This window comes from Nonomuraea terrae, assembly GCF_044465245.1.
Lineage (GTDB): Bacteria > Actinomycetota > Actinomycetes > Streptosporangiales > Streptosporangiaceae > Nonomuraea > Nonomuraea terrae.
This window is the reverse complement of sequence record NZ_JBITLL010000002.1, coordinates 636,649-648,523: the sequence shown is the minus strand read 5'-3', so window position 1 is coordinate 648,523 and position 11,875 is coordinate 636,649. Positions and strand designations below refer to the sequence as shown.

Below are 11,875 nucleotides of genomic sequence, written 5' to 3'. Positions count from 1 at the left end.
CACCCCACTCGAAGGGAGTCCGGGCTGGCACCCGCCGCGTACAGAAGTGCGCCGCCCCACCCGTGCGTGGCGTTAAGGCGATCGCCCTGCCGATTTCAGCTTTCGCGGCCACCCCCTAATGAGGAAAAGGCCATGACCACCTCAGCACTCTTCTGCGCTACAAACAGTCCAGTGGTACACCAGTTGCTCCGCCTCAGGTCAACCTGCGCATTTCTTCCTGCAGGTTGCGGAAAATCTTTACGACTCGCCTACGGGCGCTTTGATGGCTACGCTATTGTTTCTCCTCGACGCCCGACTGCGCATGCAGCGAGATCCTTCTGATCGCGGGCCGTATGCCATCGCGCGACAGTTCCCGTGTCGCCTTTCGATAGATCCTGCTCTCCGCTTAACGGCCTCCCCTTGCCGGGATCTTCTGCTCTGCTGCAGCAGCGACGGCAAGAGTCCGTCGTCTGCGTCACTTGCGTGTGCCTGAAGGAGGTGAGCTACATGCAGCACAAAGTCCGCAGTCATGAGCGACGTCTTGCCAATGGGCGCGTCGTGCGCGTCCCTTCCCACATGCGAAGCAACAGGGGAACGAACAACCGGCCCGTATCCGGCAACTCGGGCTGGGGCTTCCTGATCGCCGTATTGATCGTCGTGTTCCTGGCCTATGCCGCCAGCAAGGGACACGTGTGATCTCTTTCTGACTTGTTGCGCTGCCTGCTGGACTCAAGCACCCCAGCATTCGTTGTTCGGTGCGATCTTCCCAGAGCAAGAGGAAGAAGCGCTAGCAGGCCCCCCGCATCCCGAAGGCGAAATGCCGATGGCGCGCTGACATGCGGCAGAAGACACGCCGCGACCGTCCGCAACGCCGCTCGCCCCTCCTGTTCCCGGTCGGTCCAATCCGGCACAAGAATCACCTCCGTTTGTGATATCCGTCATGGGCCTTGGTCGCTCTCCGGAATTCGCCTGCGCCGTCACGCAGAATGGCGTCTGTCACGCTGTGGCAGCGGAGTGCCGCATCTGGATCGACGAGAGCCGCCTCCCTCGCTCAGCAGCAGATGAGGATCATGGATTCTGGGCAAAAGCCGTCGTGGCTCACCGCAGCTGTCACCGCAGTACAAGAGTTGTGGGCAAGCTGCGCGGAAGATCGGCCATCCGACCGTCCACGGCAGGTAGGACCCGCCTATGCGGCGACCGGCAGAGACCGCGGCTGGTTCACGGTGGTTTTGCGCCAGCCGCTCGATCTCGACAAGGCCGAGGCGGTCTTCCTCACCAGCGGGCAAGGGCATGCCACCCGCTACTCGGTGTTCGAAACGTTCAGTGACCAGGGACTCCTCTACCTCCGCGTCATGGAATCCGCCCCGACGGAGAACATGGTGCTGTGCGTTCAGCAGGCCGCGTCCAGCACGCTCGTCCGGTCGCTGACCGAGCACCTACGCGAGCTGTCGCCGTCCCCCTTGACGTCCGCTTTCGCCACGGGCCGGCTATCGCCCATGCCCCCCACGCGGGAGCACGGCCTAAATGCGGAACAGAATCAGGCGGTTTCGGCCTGCTGCGCCGCAGGGTTGCACGCGATCTGGGGTCCTCCCGGAACAGGAAAGACGCGTGTCATCGCCCACGCCCTGCGCGCCCTGCGCGCGGCCGGCAAGAGCGTGCTGCTCGTCTCGGGGACGAACGTCGCCGTCGACAACGCCCTGCAGCGCGCCGCCGAGCTCGCCACCGATCTGCTGCCCGGCCAGTTCGTCCGGGTCGGAGCGCCCACGGTGCGCGCGGTCGCCGAGGATGAACGACTCGCTCTGGCTCAGCTGGTCCGAGGCTCACTGGAGCAGGTGGAGCGGGAACGCCTGGCGATCGCCGACCGCATCGACGACACCCGTGCAGATCCACGTCTGGCCGCCGCGCGCGAAGCAGGGGAGCACCTGCGCGGATTCGATCCCGTCGCTCACGCTGCAGCCACCGCCCGCATCGCCGCCTCCGCCGACAAGCAGCAGCACCTTGAACGATGCGAGCGGGCGCGGACACACCGCGACCAGGCGCGCCGACACTGCGAAAAGCTCGATGAGCTGGTACGGCAGGCGGAATCGGCCTGGCTGGAACGGGAAGCCGACCGGCGCCTGCATGCCGAGGCCGCTCGCCTGCGGACCGAACTGGACGACTACCACCGCACAGCCGATCGCGCCAGCTTGCGCCTGGCGAGCCAGGACGACGCGCTGCGCGATCTGCAGGACCGGCTGGGCGAGCAGGAGACGTGGTCACGCTGGAAGCGGATGCGCCGCGCAACGGAGCTGAAAGCGCTACGTACTGAGGCCGATCAGGCCGAGCGCGCCCTGGCCGACAGCCGCCAACGACTCGGCCAGATCCGCGACGCGCTGGCCCGATACGCCCCCGACCTCCGACAGCGCATCGCCGCCTGCGAGCAGGCCGCCTCATGCTCGCAGGCCGAGATCGCCCGTCACGATGCCGAACGCACCATGCTGCGCCGGCAGGCGGCCACAGCACAGCGCTCGTACCAGCAGGCCCAAGCCACACTCGGCCGAGCCGAGCACGCCCTGAACGCGCTGCCCGACGTGCCGGAGCCCACCCCGGAGGACCTGGCGCTGGCCCAGCACGCCGATGACACGGGGCTGCCCACCCTGCATGCCCGCCTACGTGAACTCGAACAAGCCGCACACGAGCCAATGCAGCAGCTGATCCTCCTGGAACAGCAGCACGAGAAGGTCCTGGCCAGGCGGCGGCGGCTCGAGCGCGACGCCGAGCAGGAACTCATCAACTCGGCCCAGGTGGTGGCAACGACGCACGCCATGCTGCGGATGCGCCCGGCCGTACACCGGCGCTCCTACGACCACGTGCTCATCGATGAGGCCTCGGCGTGCTACCCCGCCGAGGTGCTGTACGCCCTCAGCCGGGCCACGCACGGCGCCAGCCTGCTGGGCGACTTCATGCAGAATGGCCCCATCGTGGATCTGCCTGAGCCGCACAGCCCGGACGTGACGACCTGGCTGGCACGCGACGCCTTCACCGCCCTCGGGATCGACGGCCGGCATCCGGTGCCCGGATGCGTCACACTCAGCACCCAGTACCGGTTCGGCCCGGCCATCAACGAATTGGCCAACCGGCTCGCCTACGGCGGACGCCTGGTCGTGGGCCGCCCCATCGCCGACGAGATCGTCCTGATCGATACCTCAGGTCTGCCGCCCGAGCTGGTGTCCGTGCGGCGCGACAGCGGCTCGCCGTGCTGGGCGGTCGGTCCCTTACTGGCCCGAGCCCTGGCCGAGCACCATCTCGCCGGGGGCGAGACCTCGGTGGGCGTGATCACGCCGTATCGTGACGAGCTCGATCTGATCACCGACGTGTTCACCGACACCGACGTTGACGCCCGGGTCGAGGCGGGCACTATCTACCGGTTCCAAGGTCGGGAATTCGACACGGCGATCGTGGATCTGGTGGAGGATGGCTGGAGCCGGATCGCCCGGAACATGCCCGGAGCACGGCGTACCGTCAACGTGGCCGTGACCCGGGCTCGCCAACTGCTCTATCTCATCGCTCCCGGTGCGGTCGTCGCCCGTGCCGGGTCCGGGCCGCTGCGCATTCTGGGCGACCTGTGCCGGGAACGCCGTGTCACAATCGTCTCCGCACGCGACCTGCTCGGACTCGAACACGCCCCGGAACCTTCGGGGGCCCGGCGCACCGTGTGGGAAGCGCTGCACAGCCACGTCAAGGTCACCGGCCTGTACGACGAGGAGCTCCTTCCTGCTGAGCTGTGCGCGGCCATAGACGCGGCCGAGCAGAGCGTGTGGATGTGGAGCCCCTGGGTCGGCCAGCGCGTCTTTGACATCCTGCCCGCGCTGAAGGCAGCCGCGCGGCGCGGTGTCATTGTGCGGGCTGTCGTGCTGCCGCCGCGCGAGAAGGAGGAACGCTACGAACCCTACGTCGAGGCGCTGCGCCAGGCTGTCCAGCACGTGGTATTCCTGCGGGACGAGCATCAAAAGCTCGCCGTCATCGACGGCAGCCTCACCTTTATCGGCAGTATGAACATGCTCTCCCACCAGCGGGTCGGCGGGCGGCGCGAAGTCATGGCCGTAATGCGCAGCCGGCACTTCGCCGCCCACATCCTGCGGCACGAGCGTGCCGACGAGTTCGCGCGGCCCCCGATCTGCCCGACCTGCTCCCAGCAGCGCGAAGCCGCCCTGCGCGGCAGCGGAGCGAAACGGCGCCTGCATTGGCTCTGCCCGCCACCCTGTCGTCATCCCCAGACGGCGTTCCCGGACATCGACGGCGGGCGGAATCAACGGCGGGCACCCCGGCGGCCGCGGCGGTGATCGGCAAATGGTGACAGTTGTCTTCACCTACCGGCAGAAGAGTCAGGCATTCAGCCCGATAGCCAGATGACGTGATGGTGAACGATCCTCATCATGGCATCCGGTCATGCCCTGACGGTGAGGGGACGACGTGCTGTTCTCCAGACGACGCGAACGTAGGGAGATTCACACTTGGGCGCATGACCTGCTGACCGCCCTGCACGACGATCAGCAGGCGGCACAGCATCTGCTCGAGCGTGCCATCGCAGCCACGCATCGCGCCCGGCGCGCCATGCGTGACCGCAAGATCAAGGAACGGCTCGCCCGTCTTCCCGTGCAGCAGATGGACTATGACGGCCGCAAAGTCCCCACCGCACCGCTGTACGCCGCCGGACTCCACACCGCGGCCGACCTCTACCGTCGCCGAAACCGCCTGACGCGCCTCGACGGCATCGGGCAGACGTACGCCGTCCGACTCGAACAAGGCCTGCTGCACGCTCTGCGACCACTGGCGGACGATTTGCGTCCCTCGCTCGACGAGCGCACGTGGCAGGCGGACGAGGTGGACCTCGCCCGAGCCCTGTACACCCTGCACGCGGCCAGAAACCTGGCCCAAGCCCCGGCCTGGCAACTGCTGCAGCCCTTGATGTACGACCTGCACCAGTTGACTCACGCAACCCGACGACGATCGTGGTTCACCACGCCCGGGGAACGGCAGCGGCAACTCCTCCTCGACCATCAGACGCTGTGGGAGCGAGCGCACGCTCCCTCCATCGGCGTGCCGTTGGCCGCCGTGCAACAACAACGCGAACATGTGGCGCGACTCATCCGAACACCGCCAGCCAGCGGCGAGGTCAAGACCGCCTGGAGTCGGCACAACGCCACCTTGATGGCCCTACTCGAGCAGCTCACCGTGCACGAGGGCGAACCCAGCGAGCAGGAGGTCCTCCTGGCTCGCGCGGGCCGCGGCTCGATTCCGGCCGACCTCGCCGGTCAGATTGCCGCCGTCCACCTCGACCGTTCGCTGCTGCGCAAGGAACTACGCCTGTATCAGGAGCTGGGCGCGGCCTTCGCCCTGGTCGTCCGACGGGCCATCTTGGGCGATGAGATAGGGCTGGGCAAGAGCGTGCAGTCGCTGGCGGCGATCGGGCATGTGATCGCGCGCGAGCGTGAGCACCACCACCTCATCATCTGCCCGGCCTCACTGATCGACACCTGGCTGCAAGAGATCACCGAAACGCTCCCGGACGTGCCCGCTTCCACCTATCGCGGCCCAGGCGCCGACAGCAACCGGAGCCGCTGGATGAGTGAAGGCGGCCTCATGGTCGTCTCCTACAACATGGCCGCCACACTGGCCGGCTATCCGCTCCCACGCCTGGGATTCGCCGTCGCCGACGAGGCTCACTTGGTCAAGAACCCCGAGAGCCAGCGCACCCAGGCGACCACCGCCCTCGTCGCCCGAGCTCGACGATGCCTGCTCATGGGCGGCACCCCGATGGAGAACAACGCCACGGAATTCCTCAACGTGATCGAGCTGGCCAACCCAGACAAGGCACGTGAGCTGCGCAACGCCTTCGGGCGCGGAGAACGCGCTCACCGTGAGCCCGATCGCTTCCGGCGCGCCATCGCCGACGTCTACCTGCGCCGCACCAAAGAAGACGTGATGCAGGAACTTCCCCCGCTCACCTTGCACGACGAGCTCATCCCGTTGAAGAACTCCGAACAGCGCACGTATCAGCGCATGGCGCTTACTGAGCACGTCAGCACCGTTCGCAGAAGGCTGACCACGCTCGGCGGCGAAACCTCGGGAAAGATGCGGCGGTTGCACGAGATCGCTCAGGAATGCCGCGCCAATGAGCAACAGCTCCTGGTCTTCAGCTTCTTCCGCGATGCACTCGTGCTGGCTGAGGCTGTCCTGGGACCCGGCTGCACCGTGCTGCACGGCGACGTCCGGTCCCCCTCCGAGAGGGCACGGCGGATCTCGGCCTTCGAGCGCGCGCCCGGCTACGCCGTTCTCATCGCACAGATCACCGTCGGCGGCCAAGGCCTGAACCTGCAGAGCGCCTCCGTGATCGTCATCCTGGAGCCGCAGGACAAGCCCAGCACGGAATGGCAGGCGGCCGGGCGCGCTCACCGGATCGGCCAGACCCGTCCCGTGACGCTCTACCGGTTCATCGCCCTGGACACCTTGGAGGAGCGACTGGTTCAGCGCGGGCACGTCAAGGCCGACATCTTCAACCGGGTGGCCCACCCGAGCGACCTGGCCGAAGACATCGAGGCCCACTTCGTCGGCCAAGGCGTCGATCTCGACGCCCTCCTCGAAGAGGAACGCCAGCGGATCCGTTCCAGTGGGCCCGCCCGCCCAGACGGGCACGCAGCACCCTCCCTGTGAAGAACGAAGCGATGTACCCAAGGCCCCTGCGTGCCGTCACCCGTCCAGCGAACCGCGTGCATGTCAGAAAACGACATCTATGGGCGGCTTGCGACGCCGTCCCACTCGAACAAGTCCTTGGGCGGCACGCTCAGGGCATCGGCGATCTGAAACACCTTGTCCAGGTGCGGGCTGTACATGCCGTTCTCGATACGGTTGATCGTCTTGCGGTCGACACCGGCCAGCTCGCCCAGCCGCTCCTGGGTCAGGCCGTGCCCTTCACGAAGCTCACGCAGCCGAAGGCCGAACTGTCTGCGCAGCTCAGCGAGGCGTGGGGTGATCGGATCGGGCACTTACCCACGGTGGCGGGCATGATCCACCAAGGTCTGTACCAACGTTGGTACAAATAACGACAGGAGTGCTCAGTCGCGTTGCTGTGACGTGCGAGCATGCAGCCGCACCCCTTACGCGTGCAGCCGTTCCCGCCGCGCTCTTTGGAGAAGAAGGCATGACCCGCTTCCGCCCGGCCCACTCCCTCCCGGTCCGCACTATCACCCCGCCTCGCCGCGATCGCCACGGCGGCATGTCACCCGCCTGGCTGCTCATGCAGGCCGCTCAGTTGTCCTGGGAGATCCGCAACGTGCTGCAGCTCATCAACGGCATGCGGCTCAACCTCAGCGAGGAGCTCCAGGTTCACAGCGAGGCCAGTGACATGCTGCTCAACGCCGCCCATGCCACCGCCGTCATGGAAGCCCGGCTTCCGCTGGCTCCCGCCTGGGGCAGCGGCCCGCCCCGTGCCCGCTCCATCTTCGCCCAGGCCCGCGAGGCCGGCACCGAACCGGCCGAGGTCCGCCCGGACGTGGACCTGACACGGCCGCCCATCGACCCGCAGATCAAGCGCGACGTCGCGGCCGCCTACCGCGAGGACCCCGACCCCGACGCGCAATGCGCCGGCACCACGCTGAAGAAGGAGCGTTGTGCCAAGACCATCGTCACCGGCATCGGCTCGGAGCACTGCGCCTCGCATCTCACACCCGCCGAACGCCAGCGCCGTGACACCTTGCGCGCCGCCCAGGACCGGCGCATGCAAGCCATCCAGGACGCGCTGGAGGAGCACCGCACGCTGCTGGCCGCCACCTGGATCGACCGCTACGGGCATCGCCCTCATCGTGTCGAACTGCCCGCCGCACCCAGTCGCCTCCGCCTGGTTGGGCCCCTCGACGGACATCCCGGCCTGACGGCCGACAAAGACGAGCAGGCCATGCTCGCTCTGTACGACACCGGCTGGCTGACGTTGTGCCCCCGCTCGGCGGAAATCGTCGACGCGCTGCTGCAGCGCCCGCGTGCCACCACCGCCGTCTTGGCCGACCTCGCCGCCGCCAAGGCACCAGAGCGCTGGTCCTGCGGCGAGCAATGGCTCGAATCCAGCATCTGGGACGGCATCCGGCCCCCCAATCTCGTGCTGCCCGCCCTCGGCGAGGACCCCGAGCTCGACGAACACCCCAGCGTCCAGGTGCTGCGCGGCGCGCTGGCCACACGCCGGCGTGAGTGGGAGCTCTGGCAGGCCCGCTTCGCCACCCTGGTCGAGGCCTGCGACGACCCGCCCCTGGACACCATGGCCGACCTGCTGGCCTTCTGGCACGACATCGGCCTGCTCGTCGCCGACGGCAGCCAAGCGGACGCACCGGTGTGGAAACTGGCGGACCAGCCGCCCACGCCATGGCGGGTCGTGCATACCCGAGGCCACCTCGTGCCCCCGCACCTGCTGGCCGCCGCGCTGGATTGGCTGCTCGACAGCGACACGCCGGAGGACACCGAGCTCCTGCCGTGCGAGGTCTTCGCTATCATCACCCCCTTCGGCGGCGGGCACCCCTCCAGCACGGTCGCTGTCCACGGCGTCGCCAGCTGACCCATCTGATCGGTGCCACCTGCTCGGCACCCCTTGGGCGCGGCGGTCCGCCGCAGCCTTGAGCGCCTGCGGCGGCCAGGATCATGGCCGGAGTGCGGACAGCAAGCCTGCGGCGACCGCCCCGGGGCCGTGCGCTGACGAGGTGGCCGCCGACGGGCCGGGACCTGGGGTGCGCTGTTTTAGGTGTCGAGGTCCAGCTCGCCCTGCTCGTGGGGGCCGTGCGGTTCCCGCAAGCCCCGGATGAACCCCTCACCCCGCTCGAAGCGGTGCACCAGGACGCGCTTTTCCACATCCTCGTGGATGTCGTTGTCGACGATGATGAGCTGGTAGGGCCGGTCGAAACGGTCGTCCTTCAGGCTGGCGCGCAGACTTCTGGCGTTGAGGAATCCGTCGTAGACTCGCTGGGCCAAGGCGCTGTCGTCATCGTTGGCGCCGAAGTTCTTCTTCGGCGAGTCGATCATGAGCAGGGACGGCAGCCGCGCCAGTTCGTTTCCCAGCGTGTAGATGAGCAGGGCCAGGCTGTAGGCGATGGCGACGGCGCTGCGCGCCCCTCCACCCCGTTGTTCGAAGGACTGGTCGTCGACCAGGGGAAGCAGGGTGTGCGGATCCAGTTCGGCCCGTCCCGTCGCGTGCGGGAGATCCATGCTGCTGATCACGGAACGGAAGATGTCGTTGAGCGCGTTGACGACGTCGCGCGCGGACTCCAGCTCGGCTTCGTTGGCGACCTGCTCGCGCCGCCGCTCTGCCTGCTCGGCTTTCAGCTTGTCGATGTCCGAGCGCTGCTGCCGCAGCCGGCGGTGGGCGTCTTGGAGGGCTGCGAGCGCGGCGAGTTCGCCTTCGATCTGATGCACCGCCGATGACGCGGCGGCGAGGGCATCCGCGTACGGCGACACGGGCTCCTCAATGAGCTGGTTGAACCCGTCGTGAATACGCTTGGCGGCGGCGTAGGCGGCATCGGCCCGCTGCTGCGCCTCGACGACCTCACCGTGAGCCGTGGCCAGGTCGGCCTTGATCGTCTCACGGATGGCCATGAGCACCTGGCGCTCCTGCGGGTCCACCGTGCCGGGGTGGCGCTGCGTGCACAGCGGGCAGTGATCGGGCTGGACGGGGCGCTCGGCGATGCTCGACTTGCACAGCGGGCACGCCGGCTGCACCAGGCCCAACGGCGGCTGGTAGTCAGCAGCACGCCTCTCCATCTCCGCCAGGGCGTGCAGCGCGTTGTCGGTCTCCTTCAGCTTGGCGAGGAGCCTGTCGTGGGCGAGTCGCGTGCGGTCCAGCTCCGTCTCGGCGTCGGACACCTCCTGGCGCGCGCCGGAGAGCTCGTCGCGGTGAAGGTCGAGGGCCTTGTCGGCCGCACGCGCGTCGTTGCGTAGCTGCGCGAGCCGGGTACTGGCGCGGCCGCGTTGTTCCGTCAGGGCCGCGATCCGTTCATCGAGGCTGGCCAGGCTCGTGTGCGGGGATTCACCCAGGAACTTGTCGATCGTGCTGGCCCGGCTGCGGCTGCGCTCGATCTGGTTGTCCACGTCGCGGATCTGGCTGGCCCTGCGTTCGAACTCGGGGGTGGTGAGGTTGAGCAGGAGCCTGGCCACGATGAGGCGTTCCTCGTCGTCTCGGGGGTCGCGGATGATCTGGTTATCGATGGCGCTCTGGCGGATGTAGCAGTAGGGCAGGAGCGCGTCGGCGAAATCCAGCCGGCGGTTGCCGGACAGCCTGACGGCGGCGAAGGCCTCGTCCAGGTCCAGCTGCGCCAGCAGCCAGTCCGACAACGTCTGGCGGCCCTCCTCGGCCTTGACCGGGAAGCGTCCCTCCAGGGTGCCGCCCGCGTCGTATACCGTGACGTGGCTGTGCTCGCGACGGCTGCGCCGCAGCAGGTACGTACTGGTGCCGAACCGGACGCGCAGCTCGACATCGGTGAGCTGGGTGTGGACCGCTCCACGAAAGGCTCGCACCTCGCGCCCGAGGGCGTAGGCGATGCAGTCCAGCATCGAGCTCTTGCCGGTGTCCACCGGTCCGACGATGGCCACGACTGGGGCGTCGAGTTCATAGGGTGCCTGCCAGCCGAGCGCCGTACCGATCCGCAGGGCCAGCAGATGAATCACGGTGGACACATGTCCTCCTTCGGAGACACGGGCATTCCCACGCTCCTGCGGCCATGCGGTGGCACCGCTCAGCCCCTGAGCGCTCGGGCAACGGGTGGTACATGACCTGGTGGCCCCCCAGCGCTCAGGTCGCGCCGATCAGGCTAGATGAGTAACGGCCTGGGCGGCAATGGGAACGAGGCAACCCGGCTGGCCGACGAGCGTCGTCGTCACCCGCGCCTGTCACGTCATGTAGAGTGTCGAATCACGTAAGCGTGAAACAGTGGAGCGTGGGAGGGAGGTGCATCGTGACGGGTTCCGACGGTGGTGCCGACTCCACCGACATCGACGCGCTGGTCTCCTCCCTGCGCGCGGTGGTCGAGGCGTTCGACCACGCGCGCACCTTCGGGCTGCCGGTGGCCGTGCCCGCCTCGCTGTACCAGGCCTGCCTGGAGGTGGTGACCCGGCACGACCCGGGCCCGGATCCGGGCCAGCACGACCGTCCCGCCCGAACGGTCAACGCGGCCTCAGTGTCACGTGCCGACCAGCCCGCCGCGTCCGTCCCCCGGGAGGCGGGCAAGCGGGGCGGGCCGAGGGGGAGACGCGTGCCCGCCGAGGACGTTCCGTTGCGCCGGCTGGTCTGGCAGGTGATCGATCCAGACCAGGACTTCACCGTCGCCGACGTCGTGCAGCGCCTCGAGGCTTTGGGCGCCTCCTGGCCCGCCAACCGCGTCAGCAACGCGTTGGGGTACTGGGTGACCCGCGGGCGCCTGCACCGCGAACGCAAGGGCGTCTACCGCTGTCGTTCGCGCCGCCCTATTGAAGACCTCGAGTACGAGGAGGCGCAGGCAGAAGATGCTGCGCCTGACGACAACTATGCCGAGCAGGCATGGGGAAGGGAAGATGACAGCGACCGTGTCCAAACCCCGCAAAGGAAAGCGATGTAACGCGCGACGTCGCGTTGCGCCGCAGAAACGACGGAGGAGCCCCGCATCACCAGGCGGCAACCTGGTGGGAGCTCCCCGCCACAAGATGTCCCCGTCTGAATCAAGGACCGCCTTCGACCATAGCAGGCGGTTCCTCGAGAATCCAATGCTCTACCTGCTCCGATGCCTCACGATCCTGAAATGGATCATCCGCGTGTGGCATCTGCTCCCGCCTGAAGTACGCGGTGCCCTCGTCCGGGTGCTGCACCTGTCCTGATCCCACTTGAATCAAGGTGAGTCATCGTCGCGGG

The 11,875-nt window shown here is 67.8% G+C and carries 7 protein-coding genes; 5 read left to right on the top strand and 2 right to left on the bottom strand.

The window, feature by feature from the left end:
• Window positions 1-486 precede the first annotated feature (486 nt).
• The 3 genes from ACIBP6_RS09370 (at window position 487) to ACIBP6_RS09360 (ending at window position 6,672) form a co-directional block, all read left to right on the top strand.
• Window positions 487-675 carry a hypothetical protein gene (locus ACIBP6_RS09370; RefSeq protein ID WP_397050415.1) on the top strand — a complete coding sequence of 63 codons (189 nt, stop codon included), beginning with the start codon at window positions 487-489 and terminating at the stop codon, window positions 673-675.
• A gap of 374 nt (window positions 676-1,049) precedes the next feature.
• Entirely contained in the window at window positions 1,050-4,301 is a 3,252-nt protein-coding gene (locus ACIBP6_RS09365; protein ID WP_397050413.1) for an AAA domain-containing protein, read from the top strand.
• Window positions 4,302-4,431: 130 nt separating this feature from the next.
• Complete coding sequence (locus ACIBP6_RS09360) at window positions 4,432-6,672, top strand: DEAD/DEAH box helicase (protein WP_397050411.1); 2,241 nt, start codon at window positions 4,432-4,434, stop codon at window positions 6,670-6,672.
• A 77-nt stretch (window positions 6,673-6,749) separates the two neighbouring features.
• Here ACIBP6_RS09360 and ACIBP6_RS09355 read toward each other — a convergent pair whose 3' ends face one another.
• Window positions 6,750-7,004, bottom strand: coding sequence for a helix-turn-helix transcriptional regulator (locus tag ACIBP6_RS09355; protein WP_397050410.1), 255 nt, complete (start codon window positions 7,002-7,004; stop codon window positions 6,750-6,752).
• 155 nt (window positions 7,005-7,159) lie between these two features.
• Here ACIBP6_RS09355 and ACIBP6_RS09350 point away from each other — a divergent pair, with 155 nt between their 5' ends.
• Window positions 7,160-8,560: a hypothetical protein gene (locus ACIBP6_RS09350; protein ID WP_397050408.1), complete on the top strand. Its 1,401-nt coding sequence runs from the start codon at window positions 7,160-7,162 to the stop codon at window positions 8,558-8,560.
• Window positions 8,561-8,739: 179 nt separating this feature from the next.
• Here ACIBP6_RS09350 and ACIBP6_RS09345 read toward each other — a convergent pair whose 3' ends face one another.
• The gene (locus ACIBP6_RS09345) at window positions 8,740-10,668 is read right to left on the bottom strand and encodes an AAA family ATPase (RefSeq protein ID WP_397050406.1); all 1,929 of its coding nucleotides are present in this window, start codon (window positions 10,666-10,668) and stop codon (window positions 8,740-8,742) included.
• A 278-nt stretch (window positions 10,669-10,946) separates the two neighbouring features.
• Between ACIBP6_RS09345 and ACIBP6_RS09340 the strand changes: the two genes are divergently transcribed.
• Window positions 10,947-11,585 (top strand): hypothetical protein, encoded by a 639-nt coding sequence (locus ACIBP6_RS09340; protein WP_397050404.1) that lies wholly within the window; start codon window positions 10,947-10,949, stop codon window positions 11,583-11,585.
• The last annotated feature ends 290 nt before the right edge of the window (window positions 11,586-11,875 follow it).